We start from the raw sequence: 20045 nt of genomic DNA, 5'->3' as shown, positions 1-20045 counted from the left end.
TTGGGCTTTCAGGATACATACAGATTTGGTGTGCATGCCATCATATCGAACGCCGACGGCAAGCTGCTCTTATTAAAACGGACCTATGGGAACAAGGGATGGAGTTTGCCCGGAGGCGGGGTGGACCCCGGTGAAACGATTCATGAAGCCATTTTTCGGGAATGCCGCGAAGAACTGGGCATCACCCTACATGATGCGGTTTTGACCGGATTTTATTATCACAGTCATATCAACGCGCAGGTCGGCATATTCCGCTGTTCGATCCCTCTTCATGAGGAAATTATCCTTAGTTCGGAGCACTCTGAGTATAAATGGGCCGAGTTGTCGGAGCTGAGCGAAGTTCAGCGGTTAAGGGTCCAGGATGCATTGGCTTATCAAGGAGAAGTTAAAAGCCGAGCGTTTTAGCATTCTTCCTGTTCTTCAAAGAGCGGATTACCGTTACTGACCCAATGCACAACATCAGGGTTACGCTAACATCCCCGTTGACGATGCTCCATCCGAAGCGGCAGACTTTGTATCCATAAAGACATCCATCATATAAAAAAGAGGCTAACCGTGTGAGCGGTTAGCCTCTTTGATTTCGGTTAAAGCTGATTCACAGTTTTTTTCCAAAGACCATGGCATGTGGATAAAACCTCTTACTCCTTCAAAGAGCCAATCAACAGCCCTTTAATAAAATATCGCTGCAGGAACGGATAGAACAGCACCACCGGGCCGATCGTGAGAATGGCGGTGGCCATCTTCACCGATTCCTGAGGAAGCGTCTGGGTGCCGAGAATGGCTCCGCTGCTCTGCATTTGTTGGATCATGCTGATCTCGGAGTTCAGCTTAAACAGCAGATACTGGAGGGGATACAGCTTCTCGTTGTCCACTAGCATGATGGCGTTGAACCAGTTGTTCCAGTAGGCAATGCCGTAGAACAGCGTGATCGTTGCAAGGACGGGCATGCACAGCGGGAAGTAGATCCGGAACGCGATATAGAAATCGCTCGCGCCGTCGATCTTGGCCGCCTCCGTAAGGGATGGCGGAATTTGGGACATGTAGTTGCGCACGAGAAACAGGTTGAACGGGTTAAACACCAAGGACGGAATGATCAGGGCCCAGATCGTGTTGTTCATGCCGAGATTGAGGTTGATCAGATACCAGGGAACCAGGCCCGTGTTAAATACCATCGTAATGAAAAAGAACAGTCCGAGCCCGTTGCGGTAACGGATATGCTTGGCGGCCAGCGTATATCCGGCCATGGACGTAATGGTGACCGCAAGGATCGTGCCGACCACCGTCACGAGGATCGAGATCATATAACTTCGGTAAAGCGGCGTGCTGCCGAACAGGAGCAGCTTGTAAGCATCAAGCGACAGCTCGCTCGGAAACAGCTGGTAGCCGAATTGTTTAATGCTGGCTTCGTCGGTAAAGGACACCATGAGCACAAGCAGCATCGGTAGGATGCAGAGGATGGAGATGATACCGATCACGGCGGTGTTTACGGCATCGAAAAATTTGGGTCTGGACGTCATCTAAGTTTCGCTCCTTTCCGAGTGGTTCCGGCACGCTTTAGAACAAGGCATGGTCCGGATTCACCTTTTTCACGATTTTGTTGCTGCCCCATACGAGAATAAAGCCGACCACGGATTGATACAGTCCGACGGCCATGGCCTGTGCCGGATTCCCGATGGTGCGGAGGGAACGGAACACATATGTGTCGATGACGTCGACGGTCGGATAGAGCAGCCCGTTGTCCTTCACGATGGCATAGATCATGTCGAAGCTGCCGTACATGATTTTGCCCAAGGCCAGCAAGGTCAGGATGGATATGGTCGGCAGCATGAGCGGAATGGTGATATGGCGGATGAGCTGCCAGCGGGTTGCGCCGTCGATCCGGCCGGCTTCGTAATAACTGTCATCAATCCCCGTAATGGCCGCCAGATAGATGACGAGGTTCATCCCGAGGTCCTTCCAGACCGCCGCGGTCGTAAGGATCCACGTCCAGTACTGTGGCGAGGCGTACCAGTTGACGGGATCAATATGGAAGAACGCCAGGATCCGGTTCAGGATGCCGTAATCGGTCGACAGCAAGCTATAGATGATGTAGCTGACGATGACCCAGGACAAGAAATGCGGGAACAGAATGGTGGATTGCGTCACCCTCGAGAACCAGCGGCTGCGTAGTTCATTGAACAGAATGGCCAGCGCCATGGCTCCGAGCGTGCCGACAATGATGAATAGAAAATTGAGCTTCAAGGTGTTGAAGGTGACCTCCCACGCCCGGGGCGACGAGAAGAAGAACTTGAAATTGTCAAAGCCGACCCAGGCGGAATTGAAGAGTCCTGTCTTGAAGTTGAATTTCTGAAACGCAATGAGCATGTACGGAAGCGTGAAATAGCCGAAGACCAGCGTATAGATGGCAGCCGGTACGACGAGCAGATAGGCGGATCCGTTCGAACGGATTTCGCTCAGGAAGCCGGAGCGGCTTTTTTTCATAGGTAGGCACGTCCTTTCGTAAGTGATGGGGGCTGCAAGCGTAGCAGTTCTGATTCGAGTGTAAAGAGAGTTGCCGCGTGCAGTAAACTATGAAAATGGAGTTTGAGCGGATTGAAAGGGGGAACGCCTGCTTTAAAAAACGGCAAAAACTTCGAATTTGAGTATTTCGCACAGTGTCGCCAGGATTGAATAATAACCGGAAAAGCTTGGTTTTATAAGGGGTTTAGCCGATGAAGTCTATGAAGGGGAGTTTGGGGAGGAAAATAAAGAATGCGTTTTCATATTGATGTATGCCCTGAGCAAATGTAAGATGAGAATAAAATATCGATCCGTTCCAAGCGATCGGATGGCTAGGCAACCCTATTAAATTAACATGTATATTACATATAATGTTAGTAATTTTCATGAATGATAAGATCTCAGTTGACTATACAGACCGAATGATAAGGAGGGAGAATATGATCCGGCAGCGATTATTCCGTTATGCAGTGTATCGAAATATGTTTCTCAGCTTTGTTTTGCTCACGGCAGCGATGATTGCCCTCGTAACCGTCGTCCTGTACATGATGTTCTCCTGGAGCACCGCGAAGGAGGTAGGGAAAATATCCGAGTCGATGCTGAAGCAGAACAGCGCCGTATCCAGCGTCATCCGCGACCAGGTGTATAACGTGGGCAACCTTTTGCTCAGCGACAAGGAGATCGTGAATGCCCTTTTGGACAAAGAGGCCGATCCGGTGAAACAGTATGGCGTGTTCGGCACCCTTAACCGAGTTCAGTCCACCTATCCGTTCATCCATTCGATCGGGATCTATAACGGCTCGAATAACACGTATCTGAATACGAAGGGGATTACCAAGGAGCAGGAGAAGGCGCTGCTGGAGGAGATCAACAGCAAGAATACATCTTATTTTCACCTGTTTCCGCGCAAGATTTCTTCCGCTACTTCGGCGAACCGGAGCGAAGATGTCCTTACTTTCGTCCTCCTTCCGAGCTATTATTCGCCGTTAAGCTCCAAGGGCGCGATCGTGATCAATATGAGCACCGACACCATTCAGGATCTGATCGGAGGCTACCGCAACGAAGCGGTGGATTCGCTGCACGTCATTGACGACAAGGGGACCATCATCACCCATTCGGATCGGTCCCGGTTCATGGAGGATGTATCGCAGGAATCCTATGTCCAGTCCATTCTGGGAACGGACGCGGAAAGCGGTTACTTCACCCGCTCCATCGACGGCCGCAAAAGCCTCGTTACCTACGTCAAATCCAGGGATATGAACTGGACGTTTATCAGCGTAAGCCAATATCAAAATCTGTTGTTCAACATGCAGGCCCTCCGAACGTCGGCGCTGGTTCTCGCTTTGGCATGCTTCGTCGTCAGCATGTTCTTGTCGATCTGGCTGACGCATCATGCGTACAACCCGATCCGCCACCTGCTGGAGAAAATGAGCGCCATACCGAAAATGAAGGAAAACCGGCGGCAAATCAACGAATTTGCCATATTGGATACAACCTATGCCGAAATGACGGAGAAAATGAAGTCGATGGAGTCCGAGGCTTCCGTCGCCAGGCAGGCGCACGTGCTGCAGCTGCTGAAAGGCGGCGACGAGACGGCATTCCGCCGTTTGGCCCGGGAAGGCAAGGGGCCCTATTTCTTGGCGGCTGTCCTTTTGCTCGACAGCTTAGACGGCTCGCCCGGGGGCGAGGACGAGGAGCTGCAGTCCTATACCTGCGCAGCCGTCGCCCAGGCGGCCCAGCAGATGCTGGAACCGGAGGGAGCGAGCGTGGCAACGGTGGGGGACGGGACCATTGCGATCATTCTCCCCATGAAGCAGAGCCGGCTTCCGCTCCATGTATTGGGCATGCTGGAGGAGCTGCAGGGCGAGATGCTCCGCACGCTCCGCGTGTCCGTCACCGTCGGCATCGGAACTGCCGCGCAGACGTACGAGGAGCTGCGCGAATCGTTCGATTGCGCGCAGTCCTGCTTCCAGCAGCGCTTCTTCGCAGGCAAGGGCAGGATGTTCCATGGCGATCCGGTCATCGCCGCGGAGTCGGAGCATAACGAGGCGCAGTATCCGGACAAGCGGGAAAAGCGCATCATCGAGGCCATCAAGCTGCAGCAGCGGGATAAATTAGAGAAGGAAATCGATCAGTGGATTAAGGAAATTCGCGATTACAACTATCATGAAGTCATGTTTTTCATCAACCAATTCATCGGGGGCCTGTACAAGCAGCTCAATGTCCATACGGTGAAAAATCGGGAAAGCGCGGATCTCTTCCTTGACTTTACCCGGCGGATTACCCGTTTTCAGACGCTGCAGGAAACCGCGGATGCCCTGAAGGATCTTGCCCTTAGGCTCTGCAGCCTGTCCGAGGAATCGGGAGCGGTCCGGCATGCGGAGGTGGTTGATTTTATCCAGATGTACGTACGCAAGTATTATGCAAGGCCGGATATGTCGCTCGAGCAGGTCGCGGGCGAGGTGAAGCTGTCCCGCAGCTATGTCGGCAAGCTCTTCAAGGCGCATTGCGAGCTGTCGTTCAACGATTACCTGAATGCCGTTCGACTGGAAAAGGCCCGAGAGCTCCTCGCAAGCACCGAGGAGTCGGTTCAATCGATCAGCGAGCAGGTGGGCATTCTGAATACGACCTATTTCTATACGCTGTTTAAAAAGCACTACCAGATCTCCCCGGCACAGTTCCGAAGCCAGCATGCGATCGAGACGAAAAAAGCGCAGTGACGGGCATTTTCAGTGTTTTAAAATGGCGAAAATCATCATTTTGAAGTATACGTCATCCCTAATGTCTCCTTAAGATAGGAATCGTACCGCATGAGCAAACCAAATGAAGACAGGGGGAGACACACATGAAAAAAAGGAAAGCGCTCGCACTATGGCTAGCCGCGATATTTATGGTATCCGTAATCGCAGGCTGCTCCGGCGGGGGTGATGCCGGCAGCGAGAACGGATCGGCGAGCAGCGAGAACGGCGGAGGGGACAAGCTGCCGGTCCGGTATCTGCTTCCGGGCTCCGCGCCGCAAGATTTGGAAACGGCGGTTAAAGCGATCAACGAGAAGCTGGAGGCCGACGGTCTGAACCTCACGTATGAACCGACTTACATCGCGTGGGACGTATGGGATCAGAAGACCAACCTCATGATGTCGACGGGCGAGGAGTTCGAGCTGATTGCCATCATGCACGATACAAAAGGACCGACGGTGCTTGCCGGCAGCGGCGGAATCATTCCGATCGACGATCTGCTGGATCAGTATGGCAGCGAGCTGAAAGCTTCCATGCCGGACTGGATCTGGGAGTCGTCGAAAATCAACGGCAAGATCACGTACGTGCCGAATTTCTGGGCGGATACCGCTTATAACGATGGCATGTTCACGATCCGCACCGATCTGCTCGAGAAAAACGGTCTGAAGCCACCGACATCGCCGGGGGAGCTGCTGGATGCGGCGGAGACGCTGCAGAAGAACTGGCCGCAGGACAACAAGAACGTGTATATCAAGATGCTGGAGGAGCCTGCCTACTTCCTGCATACGACGTACGACACCTATCCGTTTACCGTGGCGGACAACATGATATATATCGATCAGCAGGGGAACGTGAAGTCCTGGTTTGAAACCGAGGAGTTCAAAAAAGACGTGTTGTACATGAACGAGGCATACAAGCGCGGGCTGATTATGAGCGATCTGCTTACGACACCGACGGAGGTCATCAATCAGGAGGAGCTGGCCGGGCGTTATCTGTATCGACCGGGTGACGTCGGTTTGAGCGACGCCATTCTTCAAACATTCCCGGACGCGAAGCTGGATATTTACTATTTGGCGGACCAGCCGAAATTCAGATCCTACGCGATCCGGAATTCCAACGGGATCTCGGCCACGACTCCGCATCCGGAGGCCGGCATTCAATTTTTGAATTGGGTGTACAGCAGTCAGGAGAACATGGATCTCGTACAGAGTGGCGTGAAGGACGTCCATTGGAAGGATACCGGCAAGAATACGAAGGATTATCTGGCCAAGAACGAGAACGGTTCCCCGGCTTATGAGCTTCCGTACTGGCTGCTCGGCCACGTCGAGATGAACCGTTACCCGACGAATACAGATCCTGCGCGGCTGGAGCGCCGTACGACGGTTGCGGACGATGCCGTGAACAGCATCACGATCGGCTTCACCTTCGATCCGACAAACGTCGCTTCCCAGTACGCGAATTGCATCGCAGAGCTGAAGACCAGCGTCTATCCGGTCATGCATGGGGTCGTTAAATACGAGGACGCCTACGATAAAATGCTGGCCGCGATGAAGTCCGCCGGTCTCGATGAAGTCGTGGAGGAATATAAACGGCAATTCGATGAGTGGAGAGCCGGTCAGTCGTAAGTGCAGACGCGATCGGCGGCAATGAACATGATTTTTAAACAGGGCAATTCCTCCCGGCTAGTGCTGGGGAGGAATTGCTTTTTTTCGTGCATGAAGCATGAAGCAGGTCGTGAGGAATTTCGAATCGAGTCTAAGGGGATTCGGGAGTGATCATGGGCGCCGCCTTACGGCTTCAATTCTCCGATATTGGCCAAAATCAAAGTTTTCTCTCAAAAGTAAAGTGTTCAAGACAGGGATTCCCAGGCTAGAGTAAAGGTCATAAGAAGCCTTGAGACTGCTCAAAGAGTTAGAAGCGAAAGTCTTTATTAAGGCTGGCCGCACGGCAAGAGCCGTGCAGAATAAGGAGGACGTAGTTCATGACCAAGCAAACACAAGCCATCCGGGAAGGCTGGCAATGGTTTACGGAAAGCCGGTACGGCATGTTTATTCATTTCGGGCCTTATGCCCAATACGGGCGCGGCGAGCAGGTTCTGTTCCGGGAGCATTTGGACCAGGCCGAATACGCGCAGAAGGCCTGCGAGTGGAATCCGGAGTTCTTTGACGCCGAGCTTTGGGCGTACACCGCGCGCAAGGCGGGCATGAAATATGCCTGCTTGACGACGCGGCATCATGACGGATATTGCTTGTGGGATACGGCCACGACGGATTATTCCAGCGCGAAGCAGGCGCCCGGCCGGGATCTGGTGCGCGAGTTTACCGATGCGTTCCGGGCCCAAGGACTTCGGGTTGGCTTATATTATTCCTGGATCGATTGGCGGATTCCGGCTTACTTCGACGGACCGGAGAAGGATCCGGAGGGCTGGGAGACGATGAAGCAGTATTTGCATGCCCAAGTGGAAGAGCTGGTCACGAAATACGGGCGCATCGATCATTTCTTTTTTGACGGGGTCTGGCCGCGAACCGCGGAGGACCTGGACAGCATCAAGCTGGTGGAACGGATGAAGTCGATTCAGCCGGACATTCTGGTCAACAACCGCCTTGGGTTGTCCGAGGAGGAGAAGCTGCATGCGGACGGCGGCGGCGGCTCGGGCGATTCTGAGGTGCTGGGCGATTTCGGCTCGCCGGAGCATGTCATCGTTCCAGATCAGAAGCGGCTGTGGGAATCCAGCCAGGTAACAACGTGGCGGTTGTGGGGGTATACGAACGGCGAACGATGGCGTCCGGCCGACGTTCTGCTCGACATGCTGTGCGAGTGCGCGGAAAAAGGGGGGACCGTGGGCGGCAATCTTCTGCTTAACGTCGGACCGCAGCCCGACGGACAGCTTCCGCCGGCCTTCGTGGAGCGGGCGCTGAAGATCGGGGAGTGGCTGGACGTTCACGGCGAGGCCATCTACGGCTCCGACGGCGGGAACCTCACGGAGTTCATCACCTACGGGCGGCAGACGATGAAAGACAACAAGCTGTATCTCATCATCCGCTTCTGGGATGGGAGGCCGGTGCTGAGGCTGGCGGACTTGGTGACGCCGGTATCACGGGTGACGCTGTTGACAACGGGGCAGGAGCTGTCGTTCCGGCAGGAAGAGGACGTGCTGTGGATCGAAGGGCTGCCGCGGGAACGTCCGACCGAGCTGTTCCCGGTCATCCGCATCGAATGCGAGGAGCGGCCGCAGACGAATCAATGGGGAGTGAACCGCCTCTGGACCGGCGACCCTTCCCGGATCGCCGACTGGGCCCGAACGCGCGGAACATCCGTATACGTCGACGGCCAGCCGCGGACGAGAAAGGAGTAAGCGATGAGAACGCTGGTATTTTACGACGAACATTTTCCTTACGAAGGCGAACGTCCGTCTGCAGAGGCACTGGATCGATTGCGGGAATGGGCGGTGGTCGCAGGTGCCGCGGACGTGGCTGAGCGGCTGACGGAAGGCGGCTGGGACGCGCTGGTTCATCTGCACGGGCCGTACTTTCCGAAAGCGGCTTGGGCGGCCATCGAAGCCCACCTGAAGGCCGGCGGCGGTCTGGTTCATGCCGGTGGCGTGCCTTTCCGCAGGCCGATTCGAGAGCTGAACGGAAGCTGGCATGCCGAACGCGAGCAGCTGGCTTATCATCAGCGAATGGATATCCATGATGCGCTGGCGGTTGACGTATCGCGCGTCCGGGAGCTGAAGGCTTCTGCCGAATTTCCGATTCTGCATGGCCGCGAGGAGCTGTTCGGCATCGAGCCGACCTGGGGCTTGACACTGCATCCGACCAAAGCAAGCGACATCCCGTCCGAGATGGGGGCGTGCGGTCCGATGGATGCCGTCATCTCGCCGCTGCTGATCGGCATGGACCGTGATCGACGAGAGCGGTCCGCTCCGGTCGTCATGCTGGAACAGCATAAGGGCGATTACGCGGGGGGCCGCTGGATTCTGATCAACCAGCAGCTGAGGGCATCGTTCTGGGATACGAAAGGGATTGATGTCCTGCAGGATCTGGCCGAATACGCGGGAACAGGCATGACAGAGCTGTGGCTGAAGCCGAACTATGCCTCTTACGAGCCGGGCGAGCAGATGCGGTTGACGATCCAGCTGCAGGCCCTGTCCCGGACATCCGTCCCGGCGCAGACATGGCATTTTGCCGTGAGCGTCATAAAGGAAGACGATCGTGAGACCGTCTGGACCGGGCATGCGAAGTCGGAAGCCGGCATGGAGCAGCGGGATCTGCAGCAGCTTCGCTTGTCGGTGCCGATACGGCTGGAAGCGGGCATGTACCGGATCGTTTGCGAAGCCGAGTCTGAGTTCGGGGAGCGCCGCAAACTGATCCAGGCGGTTTGGGGCGTCAACCGTCCACTGCTGCAGGCAGGGGAACGGCTGGAATGCGGGCGAGATTACTTCCACCGCGGCGTACGAACGGTTCCGATCGTTGGCATGACGTACATGACCTCCGACGTCGCACGCAAATTTCTCCATCTGCCGAACGTGCAGCGATGGGATGCGGATATGGCGGAGATGAAGCGGGCGGGGATCAACCTGATTCGGACGGGTATATGGACAGGATACCGGATGATCATGTACGCCGACGGTCATGCTGCCGAGGACGTTATGCGGGCGATCGATGCCTTTATCCTGACGGCCAAGCGGCATGAGCTGGAAGTGACGTTTACGTTCTTCTCGTTTGCTCCCGAAGCCTGGGAAGGCGTGAACCCGTACCTGGATCCGCGATCGGTGGAGGCGCAAAAGCGCTTTGTCGCCTCCATCGTGGGACGTCACAGGGGCACGACCAACGTGCATTGGGACCTGATCAATGAGCCTTCGCTGTTCGATCCGAAGCGAATCTTCGAGGGGCCAGTATCGATAGGGGACCGGTTCGAGCGGCAAGCTTGGTCCGAGTGGCTCCGGGAGCGCCACAGGGATGATCTCGCGCTGCTTCAGGAGCGATGGAACATGACGCCTGGCGAGCTTCCGTCCTTCGACTCGGCGCCGGCGCCGAGTCCGGACGACAAGCTGTTCAACAGCGTGCTGCAGCCGAAGAAGTGGGGACCGTGGATCGATTTCACGCTGTTCACTATGGATATGCACAATCGGTGGGCATCCGAGCTCATCGGCACCATTCGCCGCTCCGATCCCCGCCAGCTAGTAACGGTCGGGCAGGACGAGGGCATCTGCTCCCAGCGCCCGTCGCCTTCGTTCTACGGCCCCGCAGTCGATTATACGACGGTCCACTCCTGGTGGCAGAACGATCACCTGGCTTGGGACGGTATATTTACGAAAACGCCGGACAAGCCGAATCTGATCCAGGAGACCGGCATCATGCACGTGCAACGTCCGGACGGCATCGCCAAGCGGACGGAGGAAGAGCTTCGCAGCATCCTGGAGCGGAAGTATGCGTATTCGTTTTCGACCGGGGGCGCGGGTGCCGTGCAGTGGATTTGGAATATTAACTACTTCATGGATAATGCCAACGAATCCAACATCGGAGCGCTTCGGGCGGACGGAACGCAGAAGCCCGAAGCGGATGTGTCCTATGACTTCGGCCGCTTCATGAAGGAAGCAGCCGGCCTGTTCGACGATGAACGGCAGCTCGAGGACATCGCCGTCGTTTACCCGTATTCGAATGATTTTTCCAGCCGCAAGCTGGCATACGAAGCAACAACGAGGGCTATGCGCGCGTTGACGTTCGGCATGAACGTCCATCCGCGAGGCATCGGCGAATACCAGTTGGAGGACCTGAAGCGCTATCCGGCCAAGCTGATCATTGTGCCGAGCGCGCACAATTTCGACGATACCGCGTTTGATCAGCTCCTCGACCTGGCAAGGGAAGGGAGCACGGTCCTGTGGACAGGCCCGCTGCGCACCGATGCGTATTGGGGGCCGGCGCCGCACCGCCTGCAGCAGGAGATCGGCGAAACCGTCCATGCTAACGTTCTTCGGGAAGAAACGCTGGAGCTGGCGGGAGAGCATTTCGCCGTTTCGTTCGGCGAACGGAAGATTAACGCGCTGGCGGTGGATCGTCCGGCGGGACGGTTGGATGGGACGCTAGAGCCCATCACGGTTATCTTGGGCGCGGGACGGTTCATCTGGTGCCCGCTCCCGGTCGAGATGAACGAGCGCTGGGAGCCGATCCAAGCGTTGTACGCGGAAGCTATCCGCTCCGCAGCCATTTCGCCTGAGCTGGAATGGCTGAAGGGAGGCGAGCTGCCCGGAATCTACGGCCGCAAGCTGGCGTTCGGGCATGGAAGCTTGTACGTCTTCGTCTCCGAGCATGGGGCAAGCGCAGAAGTTGAGGTAAGGGATCGGGTAACCGAGGCGGTTTATGCCTTCGAATTGGAACGGGAGCGGACCGTGATGTTCATGACCGATGCCGGGGGACAAGTGCGGACCGTATACCGGCCGGAGGAGGTACGGATCCGGCAGAGCCAACCATCTTGAGGCGTACTCGCCCCTTAAACGGTTGGAAGAGGGTTCTTTCTGTTGACCTGGATAGTCACGGCGCGGCCTTCTGCACGATACACATAGAGGGAGGTTCTCCGGTCGAGCGGATCGTGCCGGAGGGCCTTTTTCTTCAATTGGGAACGTCGGAAGGGCTGCTGCTTGGGCGGTGTGGCGTTGAATTCGATGGGAAAGAGCCTAAACCCGAACCCTTATAGGATGGGGGAACATTCAACGAACGGTTGTATGTAATCATATTTTGAACGATTTTAACTGGAAAAAGAAAGGGTGTGCGCCATGGACTACAAGGACGCTGCATGGCCAGTTTCGAGGCGGGTCGAGGACTTGCTGGAGAGGATGACGGCGGCAGAGAAAATCGGACAGCTGATCCAGCCGTTCGGCTGGAAAGCTTACATAAAGAACGACGACGGTACGATCAAGCTTACTGAAGAGTTCAAGTCGCAGCTTACGGAGGGAGGAATCGGTTCTTTGTACGGTACGTTGCGGGCCGATCCCTGGACCGGGGTGACGCTGGCGAACGGACTGTCCCCGCGGGAAGGGGCGGAAGCGGTTAATGCGATTCAGCGTTACGCGATGGAGCACTCGCGGCTGGGGATTCCGATTCTGTTCGGGGAAGAATGCTCCCACGGACATATGGCGATCGGGGCGACGGTGTTCCCCGTACCACTCACGATCGGAAGCACCTGGAACACGGAGCTGTTCCGCAGCATAAGCCGCGCCGTTGCCGCCGAGACAAGGGCTCAGGGGGGAGCAGCCACCTATTCGCCGGTGCTGGACGTGGTACGCGATCCCCGCTGGGGCCGTACCGAAGAAACCTTCGGCGAGGACCCCCATTTGGTGGCCGAATTTGCGGTTGCCGCCGTGCAGGGACTGCAAGGAGAGCGCCTTGATTCGCATACCAGCCTGCTGGCTACGCTGAAGCATTTCGCAGGCTACGGCGCTTCCGAAGGAGGGCGCAATGGGGCACCGGTGCATATCGGGCTCCGGGAGCTCCACGAAGTCGATCTGCTGCCGTTTCGCAAGGCCGTTGAAGCGGGAGCCTTGTCGGTCATGACGGCCTACAACGAAATCGACGGAGTACCTTGCACGTCCAGCCGGTACCTGCTGCAAGACGTGCTCCGCGAGGCATGGAACTTCGACGGCTTCGTCATTACCGATTGCGGCGCTATCCATATGTTGGCATGCGGTCATAATACGGCCGGAACGGGCGTGGAAGCGGCAGCCCAGTCGCTAAAGGCTGGTGTCGACATGGAGATGTCCGGGACCATGTTCCGGGCACATCTTCACCAAGCGCTGGAGCAAGGGCTGATCACCGAAGACGATCTGAATAAGGCAGCCGGCCGCGTGTTGGAACTGAAGTTTCGGCTGGGTCTCTTTGATCGGCCTTATATGGATCCAGCCTGGGCAGAGCAGGTCATAGGCTGCAAAGAGCATATCGCACTGGCCTACCAAGCAGCGGCTGAAGGAATCGTGCTCCTGAAGAACGAGGGGAACATGCTGCCTCTGGGTCCGAGTGTCGGAACGATTGCCGTCATTGGCCCCAACGCCCATGCGCCGTATAATCAGCTTGGCGATTATACCTCCCCTCAGCCGCCGGGGCAGATCGTGACGGTGCTGGACGGCATCCGCCGACGGCTGGGAGACAGCCGCGTTCTGTATGCGCCGGGCTGCCGCATTCAAGGCGATTCAAGGGAAGGGTTTCCTCGGGCGCTGGCGTGCGCCGAGCAAGCCGATGTCATCGTGATGGTGCTTGGCGGCTCCAGCGCACGGGATTTCGGGGAGGGCACCATCGATCTGAGAACCGGCGCCTCGGTCGTGACCGGGCATGCCGAGAGCGATATGGAATGCGGGGAAGGAATTGACCGCTCGACCCTGACGCTGATGGGCGTGCAGTTGGAGTTGCTGCAGGAGCTCCAAAAGCTCGGCAAGCCGGTGGTCGTCGTCTATATCAACGGACGGCCGATTACGGAGCCATGGATCGACGAGTTTATTCCGGCGATCGTAGAAGCTTGGTATCCCGGCCAGGAGGGAGGCAACGCGGTCGCGGACATGCTGTTCGGCGACGTCAACCCGTCCGGCCGTCTGCCGCTTTCCATTCCGAAGGAAGTCGGTCAGTTGCCGATCCATTACAATGCCAGACGGACCCGGGGCAAGCGTTATCTGGAGACGGATCTGGAGCCCCGATATCCGTTCGGCTACGGGTTAAGTTATACGGAATTCCATTACGGCCATCTGACGGTCGAGCCGGAGTTCATCCCAATAGGTGGCGAAGCCACGGTCCGGATCGACGTGACCAACTCGGGAGCACGAGACGGCGCGGAAGTCGTTCAGCTGTACGTCTCGGATCTGGCTGCCTCCGTGACCCGGCCGGAGAAGGCTCTGAAAGGGTTCCGAAAAGTATTCTTGAAGGCAGGGGAGACGCAGGAAGTGACGTTCACCATCGGCAGCGAGCAGCTGGAATTGATCAGCCTTGACCTGAAGCCGGTGGTGGAGCCCGGCGAGTTCCGCATTCAGGTCGGCCCCGACTCGACAAGAGGAGCGATCGCGAGTTTGCAGGTGAAAGGCTAAGAATCACAAGGTCCAATGGGGCTGAACGCGTTGAAAAAAGGATAACCGAATCCAATGGAGAATACCCATATATAAAGCCAATTGCTGTTCCATATCGGGTGTAGAATCCGGGAGCTTTTTCGACGAGATCGATGTTGTATTAGGATATCGTGCATTCCGATCGACCGATAAAGCGATCAAGAGAGGAGAGAGCAGAATGAACAAACCGTATCTTCAATTGTACGACTATCACATTTGGGCGAACGAAAGAGTTTTGAATCATTTGCAATCCTTGCCGGAAGGCGTGTTTCTCCAGGAAGTGAATCTGGGCTTCAACTCCATCGCGGAAGTCCTCGGTCACCTTGCAGCTGCGGAGGAAGTTTGGTTTGCCCGAATCAAGGAGGAAAGTCCTCCGTCGCTTGTCGCGAGACCATTTGCAAATATGGAAGCAGCTCGTCAATACATGAGCCAGCTCCAAACCGAGCATCGTGAATATTTAACGTCGGCTCACGATATGGGGAAGGTTGTGACTTATCACAACACTGCGGGGGAATCATTTCAAAATTCGATTTCGGAGATTCTCCAGCAGGTCGTAAATCATGGAACATATCATAGAGGCAATATCACGACCGTGCTTCGGCATTTGGGACACAAGGGGATCATAACGGATTACATTGCCTTTTTAAGAGCGTAGCTTAAACGCACCACACATAGGGGACTTCCTGTTGCCATGATTTTCATGAGCCGGGGGAGTCCTTTTGCTATTTTTACCAAACGGAAATTAGGATGTAATATAGAATGAGAATGCTAGGAACAAGAAGGATGGTATTATGAAAATATACAGGCTGGATGAGCTGGAAGGTTCATGTTACATAGAGGTATTGCCGGGGCCTTACCGGAATCGGTGCTGGAACGTGGATTCGATCTATATGGATGAAGAGACTTTCGGTTACCTGGAAAGCGCCGTTGAAAAAGAATATGAACCGTACGACCACTATGCATTCAATGAATTGGATGCAGAAAGATGGAGGCGGATCTTGAACAGACTTGAAGAAACCCTGATTTTTTTGAAAGGCCGTCCCCAAGCGGAGGAGTTGAAGGAGCATATTGGCTTCATATTTACTTCGTCTGAAACGGATTTTATCGAGGCCCTGGAAGAGAATATGGATCAATTAATCCGGCTCATGCAGGAATTCGTGGACTGGATTACGCTTCAACTGCAGAATCACAAGGTCATTAGCATATTAGGCATATAGATCAATCAATCATTATCGATTAAAAACCCAGCGTTAAATATGACTCCATTCGCTACGATGCGAAGAAGAACACCAGGGTCTTGCATGTGCCTTGGGAATCGTTTTAAGTAGAGATTATTTATAAATATAAATGGTATAGTTCTTTCTGTAGCTCTCTTATATGATGTAAGGAATGCCTCTAAAGAAATAGATTCTAATCGCTTCACCTAACATGCGGATTACAGGTTCAAACTTTACGATCCTGTTTAGCCACCAGGCTCGCAATAGACGGAAGCATCATTAACTATAATCGAAAAGGTGATTGCTATGAAAACAATTAGAAGATCCAAAATCGTTGAAGGTACAACCATCCCGGGGATGATTTGCAACGGAGGGCAGTACTTTTATATTGATGTAGATATTTATGATGATGGCATGACGAATTGCTGGGAGCTTGTTGACCTTAAGGGCTTAAAAAACAAGATCGACTCCAACTGGCTGACGCCTGTCGTACCGGTTGGCCAAAATCTGTCTATACATGGCCTGGGTGCGTTCCAAGTGAAGGAAGCGAACTGGAGATTTAATCAAGAAAGCTACTATGAGCACATTGAGGAGACCATTCGGCTCTTGAATCCGGAATTCGTGAATATATATGAAATTTCAGAGCGGGAGCAGAAGCAATGGGAAGCCAGAAGAGTGGCCCATTCCCCCCGTCCCACTGATTTTTATGTAAAAAGCGAACTGTTCTATCAGACGGTGGAGGGTGACGGCTTCAACATTTTCATGAAATACGAAGGTGCGAACTATTTAGTTAATCTGAATGTTTACCAGGACGGTCAAGTCATGATCTACAACCTGCCTCAAGACGTCCAGTGCCATCTTGACGAAGCAAACGTTTGGTTTCAGGACGGGACTTTGTTTACTACCTTTGATAGGGAATTGCCTATTCGCATGGCCGGACTTGGAGAGGTTACATTATCTGAACCGCTGTATGCGGCGGAGATCGAGGAGAAACATAAGGAATTCATGGATCTTCACAAGAAACTGAATGGAGAGAAAACAGCGCTCGAAGAATGCAGGGATGCTTATTATTTATATTTAGAAAATCCCACCCTGTTTTACAGAGAAAAACTTAGAGAGAAATATGAACGAGTACCTGAGCATGAGAGAATGTATCTAGGCGATATGGATACTAAAGATTGGGATTACCAAAGAATCCTCTATCGACCGGATGAGAAAAGAGAAGTGTAATGATACTGATTTAGAGGGCATTAACAGCAAAAAAATACATATAGATTGGAGAGTTTTATCCTATGTATAGTTTGTACGGAGAGCTGTGTACGGAAGTGTATGATCTGAGTAAACCATTAGGTTTCTCGTTTGGTGACGTGGAGTATTATTTAGAGCGTCTGAAGGACGTAAAAGGAAAAGTCCTGGAAGTCGGCTGTGGATCAGGCAGGGTGTTAATTCCGTTGCTTCAAGCGGGGATCGATATGGAAGGTGTCGATAACTCAGCAGCCATGCTGGATTCTTGCAGAAGAAAAGTCGAGGAATTGGGCCTTGCAACTAAACTGTATGAAGACGAAATGCATAACTTTGCGTTGACGGATTCATATGAAGCCATTATTATTCCCGCCGGATCTTTCCAATTAGTGGAGGGTCGGGAGCAGGCAGTCGCGGCACTGAAGCATTTTTATTCTCATCTGAAACCTGGTGGCAGATTAATTATGGATTTGTTTATTCCTACTGATATCCAAGCGAATCATGCCTCTACTAGAACTTGGGAAACTTCTGATCATGAAGTGATCATATTAGAAGAAAGAATCACGGAAATGAATCTGCTGGAGCAGAAAACTGTGTCGATTATGAAATATGAAAAGTGGAAGGAAGGGAATCTGATTCAGACCGAGCTGCAACGGTTTCCTCTAAGTTGGTATGGATATCACGAATTTGAACTCATGCTAGAGAAGCAGGGTTATGAAGAGATCACGAAATCGGCTGACTATGCATGGTTGAATAAACCCGTAAAAGCGGATCAGATGATTACATTCGAGGCTAGGAAAGCTCCGATAGGGCGCTAGTAGAACTAGTGCCCTCAGGGGGAGTATCCATAGGTGCCATGGGAACCCTGTGCAGGGATTAATTAGAATCAGTGAGGTGATTGAATGCCGTATGACGCAGACTTAACCTCCGCAGATGTGGATCGATTACTCCATTACCTCGAATATTTCCAGGATCCTGGGTCCGTTTTTTATCATGAAGTAAATGGATACATGTGCGAAAGTGAGAAAATTGGAAGTTTTCGTAAAGCGTTAGATGATGTCGGCTTCTTAATGGTATTTAACTGGAGCGACTGGTTAATGGAGAACGAGATCTATAGGAACTTAGATAACAATATGGATAGCAGCATCATGAACGCCGATCTGGAAACCCTTAGGAAATTAATGACCAGTTATATTCGCGGGGATCGATTTAACGAAGGGTTATTTATCAGCGTATGTATGAAAGGGCATGCAGCTCAAATTTTGTTAAGACTGAGGGAATTAAAGGGCACGTTATCATGATCATTCGCATACTTGTCATCGTCGGCATGTTGGTAGAGCAATATAAAACAGAGCAAGAAGCGATAGATAGGTATATCGAAACCGAGACAATAACAGGAACACTTATTCAATTCAATTTAAGTGATGATAAAAAGATACTTCTGGCCGAATATAAAAGCTGGTGTTATATTGGACTGCAAAACTTGGGATGGCAGTCAGCACGGTAAAATATAACTACAATTGAATCTTGGGTGGGCATGGTTTCCCTTCGAAAGGGGGTGAAGCCGTGGAGGTAAAGGATGCATTAACGATTATGTTTCTGTTTGGATCGTTCATTCTTGCTCTTTTAACATACATTAATAATAACAACAAGAAAAAGTAAAAAACCCACCCAAAGTGAACTGCACCCCAATTGTTAGACACCATCTAACATTGGAGGTGCAGTTTTTTCTATGGCTAATTTTAGTCCGGACGAAAAATTACAAGCGGTTATACGTTATCAAAATGGATCAGAAAGCATGAAATCGATTGCGAAATCAATAGGACTTCATCATACTGTCCTATTACATTGGATTAGACAATATGAGCACCATGGTGAAGAGGTCTTTAAAAAGCGCTATACACCGTATTCCGTACAGGATAAACTAGACGTACTTAATCATATGAAAGAACACGGGACGTCTATTAGAGAGACAGCTGCAGTATTTAATATTGCCAGTCATAGTACCATTCTAAGCTGGCAAAGAAGCTTAGAATTACACGGAATAGACGCCCTACAACCAAAGAAAAAGGGGCGTTTATCCATGAAAAAGGATCCAAAACAACTGAATGATCAAAAGCCTGTAGAGGGGTCTGTAGAGGCTTTACAAAAAGAGATAGAACTTTTGCGTATGGAGAATGCTTATTTAAAAAAGTTGAACACCTTAGTTCAAAACAAGGAAAAATCACCAAACAAGACAAAGCGCAAGTAGTCTATGAACTAAGGAACGAATTTTCGGTGAAAGCACTTCTGCAGCTCGCAGATATCCCTCGTAGCACGTATTACTACTGGGTAAATACATTCGGTATGCCGGACAAAGATTCTGAGTTAAAGGACGTTATTCAAGCGATTTACGAGGAACATCAGGGGCGTTACGGTTATCGCCGTATTCGAGATGAGTTAGTGAACCGCGGTCACCATGTAAATCATAAGAAGGTGCAGCGTTTGATGAACGTGTTGGGATTGAAGTGTCTGGTACGCATGAAGAAATATCGTTCATATAAAGGTTTGATTGGCAAGATTGCACCAAACATTCTAGAGCGTAACTTCCTCGCGGAAAAGCCAAATGAGAAGTGGGTAACGGATATAACAGAGTTTAAATTATTTGGAGAAAAACTATATTTATCTCCCATGTTAGATCTTTATAATGGGGAGATTATTACGTATACGATCGGTTCAAGACCAATCTATTCCCTTGTTTCAACAATGTTAGATCAAGCATTCAATCGACTAGCGGATGAAGATACGCTTTTGATTCATTCGGACCAAGGCTGGCACTACCAGATGAAACAGTATCGTCATGCCCTCAAAGAACGCGGTGTCAAGCAAAGTATGTCCCGTAAGGGTAACTGTTACGACAACGCCGTCATCGAGAACTTTTTTGGCATCATGAAATCTGAATTTCTATATATAAATGAATTTGAAAGTATTGAGCAGTTTAAACAAGAGCTCTCTACATATATCGATTATTACAATCACAAGCGTATTAAAGCAAAACTAAAAGGCATGAGTCCGGTACAGTACCGAACTCATGCCCAACAAGTTGCCTAATAAAATAATATGTCTAACTTTATGGGGTCACTTCAAAGGTTAAGCGCCGAAGGTGGGTTTTTCGTTCCTGAATGACTTAGAAGGGAATAAACCATCCAAGCCAACTGTACTGACCAAGTGTTCGCCGCACTTGGTCTTTATTACATATATAATACCATAAAATAAATATGTATCAAA

The 20045-nt window shown here is 52.3% G+C and carries 16 protein-coding genes; 14 read left to right on the top strand and 2 right to left on the bottom strand.

The window, feature by feature from the left end; genetic code table 11:
• The gene (locus ACOZB4_RS04635; RefSeq protein ID WP_379407105.1) at nucleotides 1-405 is read left to right on the top strand and encodes an NUDIX hydrolase; all 405 of its coding nucleotides are present in this window, start codon (nucleotides 1-3) and stop codon (nucleotides 403-405) included.
• 233 nt (nucleotides 406-638) lie between these two features.
• Here the strand turns inward: ACOZB4_RS04635 and ACOZB4_RS04630 are convergent, their stop codons facing one another.
• The gene (locus ACOZB4_RS04630) at nucleotides 639-1517 is read right to left on the bottom strand and encodes a carbohydrate ABC transporter permease (RefSeq protein WP_379407106.1); all 879 of its coding nucleotides are present in this window, start codon (nucleotides 1515-1517) and stop codon (nucleotides 639-641) included.
• 37 nt (nucleotides 1518-1554) lie between these two features.
• The gene (locus ACOZB4_RS04625) at nucleotides 1555-2481 is read right to left on the bottom strand and encodes an ABC transporter permease (protein ID WP_076325245.1); all 927 of its coding nucleotides are present in this window, start codon (nucleotides 2479-2481) and stop codon (nucleotides 1555-1557) included.
• A gap of 458 nt (nucleotides 2482-2939) precedes the next feature.
• On the opposite strand from ACOZB4_RS04625, the gene ACOZB4_RS04620 reads away from it, so the two are divergent.
• The 13 genes from ACOZB4_RS04620 to ACOZB4_RS04560 all read left to right on the top strand — a co-directional run bounded on the left by ACOZB4_RS04620 (nucleotide 2940) and on the right by ACOZB4_RS04560 (nucleotide 19868).
• Entirely contained in the window at nucleotides 2940-5219 is a 2280-nt protein-coding gene (locus tag ACOZB4_RS04620; RefSeq protein ID WP_379407107.1) for a helix-turn-helix domain-containing protein, read from the top strand.
• 125 nt (nucleotides 5220-5344) lie between these two features.
• Entirely contained in the window at nucleotides 5345-6862 is a 1518-nt protein-coding gene (locus tag ACOZB4_RS04615; protein ID WP_379407108.1) for a DUF3502 domain-containing protein, read from the top strand.
• Nucleotides 6863-7218: 356 nt separating this feature from the next.
• On the top strand, nucleotides 7219-8592 hold the full coding sequence (locus tag ACOZB4_RS04610) for an alpha-L-fucosidase (protein WP_422759488.1): 1374 nt from the start codon (nucleotides 7219-7221) through the stop codon (nucleotides 8590-8592).
• A 3-nt stretch (nucleotides 8593-8595) separates the two neighbouring features.
• Entirely contained in the window at nucleotides 8596-11712 is a 3117-nt protein-coding gene (locus ACOZB4_RS04605; protein ID WP_422759487.1) for a glycoside hydrolase, read from the top strand.
• A gap of 297 nt (nucleotides 11713-12009) precedes the next feature.
• A complete protein-coding gene (locus ACOZB4_RS04600) occupies nucleotides 12010-14301 on the top strand; it encodes a glycoside hydrolase family 3 N-terminal domain-containing protein (protein WP_379407111.1) in 2292 nt (763 codons plus the stop codon).
• 196 nt (nucleotides 14302-14497) lie between these two features.
• The gene (locus tag ACOZB4_RS04595; RefSeq protein ID WP_379407112.1) at nucleotides 14498-14974 is read left to right on the top strand and encodes a DinB family protein; all 477 of its coding nucleotides are present in this window, start codon (nucleotides 14498-14500) and stop codon (nucleotides 14972-14974) included.
• Nucleotides 14975-15110: 136 nt separating this feature from the next.
• On the top strand, nucleotides 15111-15536 hold the full coding sequence (locus tag ACOZB4_RS04590) for a hypothetical protein (protein ID WP_379407113.1): 426 nt from the start codon (nucleotides 15111-15113) through the stop codon (nucleotides 15534-15536).
• A gap of 306 nt (nucleotides 15537-15842) precedes the next feature.
• Complete coding sequence (locus ACOZB4_RS04585) at nucleotides 15843-16766, top strand: DUF7638 domain-containing protein (RefSeq protein ID WP_379407114.1); 924 nt, start codon at nucleotides 15843-15845, stop codon at nucleotides 16764-16766.
• Between the two features lie 62 nt (nucleotides 16767-16828).
• Nucleotides 16829-17596 carry a class I SAM-dependent methyltransferase gene (locus ACOZB4_RS04580; protein ID WP_379407115.1) on the top strand — a complete coding sequence of 256 codons (768 nt, stop codon included), beginning with the start codon at nucleotides 16829-16831 and terminating at the stop codon, nucleotides 17594-17596.
• Nucleotides 17597-17680: 84 nt separating this feature from the next.
• Nucleotides 17681-18079 carry a DUF6508 domain-containing protein gene (locus tag ACOZB4_RS04575; protein ID WP_379407116.1) on the top strand — a complete coding sequence of 133 codons (399 nt, stop codon included), beginning with the start codon at nucleotides 17681-17683 and terminating at the stop codon, nucleotides 18077-18079.
• The gene (locus ACOZB4_RS04570) at nucleotides 18076-18285 is read left to right on the top strand and encodes a hypothetical protein (RefSeq protein ID WP_379407117.1); all 210 of its coding nucleotides are present in this window, start codon (nucleotides 18076-18078) and stop codon (nucleotides 18283-18285) included. The genes ACOZB4_RS04575 and ACOZB4_RS04570 overlap by 4 nt, the downstream gene beginning before the upstream one ends.
• Nucleotides 18286-18344: 59 nt before the next feature.
• Nucleotides 18345-18440 carry a putative holin-like toxin gene (locus ACOZB4_RS04565; RefSeq protein WP_227793437.1) on the top strand — a complete coding sequence of 32 codons (96 nt, stop codon included), beginning with the start codon at nucleotides 18345-18347 and terminating at the stop codon, nucleotides 18438-18440.
• Nucleotides 18441-18510: 70 nt separating this feature from the next.
• Nucleotides 18511-19868 (top strand): IS3 family transposase gene (locus ACOZB4_RS04560; protein WP_379407118.1). Its coding sequence is split into 2 segments (ribosomal slippage): nucleotides 18511-18964 and nucleotides 18964-19868, totalling 1359 coding nucleotides; the frame shifts between segments, so codons are not numbered across the junction.
• Nucleotides 19869-20045 lie beyond the last annotated feature (177 nt).

The sequence above is a fragment of the Paenibacillus sp. NPDC058898 genome (assembly GCF_049316025.1).
In the GTDB taxonomy this organism is placed as follows: domain Bacteria; phylum Bacillota; class Bacilli; order Paenibacillales; family Paenibacillaceae; genus Paenibacillus_AQ.
The sequence above is the reverse complement of the archived record's forward strand: the minus strand, read 5'-3'. Positions and strand labels throughout refer to the sequence as shown.

Excerpts from the sequence above, each read along its gene's own strand:
- ACOZB4_RS04620 (WP_379407107.1), top strand. The coding sequence starts at position 2,940 with ATGATCCGGCAGCGATTATTCCGTTATGCAGTGTATCGAAATATGTTT.
- ACOZB4_RS04630 (WP_379407106.1), bottom strand. The coding sequence starts at position 1,517 with ATGACGTCCAGACCCAAATTTTTCGATGCCGTAAACACCGCCGTGATC.
- ACOZB4_RS04605 (WP_422759487.1), top strand. The coding sequence starts at position 8,596 with ATGAGAACGCTGGTATTTTACGACGAACATTTTCCTTACGAAGGCGAA.
- ACOZB4_RS04590 (WP_379407113.1), top strand. The coding sequence starts at position 15,111 with ATGAAAATATACAGGCTGGATGAGCTGGAAGGTTCATGTTACATAGAG.
- ACOZB4_RS04610 (WP_422759488.1), top strand. The coding sequence starts at position 7,219 with ATGACCAAGCAAACACAAGCCATCCGGGAAGGCTGGCAATGGTTTACG.
- ACOZB4_RS04585 (WP_379407114.1), top strand. The coding sequence starts at position 15,843 with ATGAAAACAATTAGAAGATCCAAAATCGTTGAAGGTACAACCATCCCG.
- ACOZB4_RS04580 (WP_379407115.1), top strand. The coding sequence starts at position 16,829 with ATGTATAGTTTGTACGGAGAGCTGTGTACGGAAGTGTATGATCTGAGT.
- ACOZB4_RS04615 (WP_379407108.1), top strand. The coding sequence starts at position 5,345 with ATGAAAAAAAGGAAAGCGCTCGCACTATGGCTAGCCGCGATATTTATG.
- ACOZB4_RS04570 (WP_379407117.1), top strand. The coding sequence starts at position 18,076 with ATGATCATTCGCATACTTGTCATCGTCGGCATGTTGGTAGAGCAATAT.
- ACOZB4_RS04575 (WP_379407116.1), top strand. The coding sequence starts at position 17,681 with ATGCCGTATGACGCAGACTTAACCTCCGCAGATGTGGATCGATTACTC.
- ACOZB4_RS04625 (WP_076325245.1), bottom strand. The coding sequence starts at position 2,481 with ATGAAAAAAAGCCGCTCCGGCTTCCTGAGCGAAATCCGTTCGAACGGA.
- ACOZB4_RS04600 (WP_379407111.1), top strand. The coding sequence starts at position 12,010 with ATGGACTACAAGGACGCTGCATGGCCAGTTTCGAGGCGGGTCGAGGAC.
- ACOZB4_RS04595 (WP_379407112.1), top strand. The coding sequence starts at position 14,498 with ATGAACAAACCGTATCTTCAATTGTACGACTATCACATTTGGGCGAAC.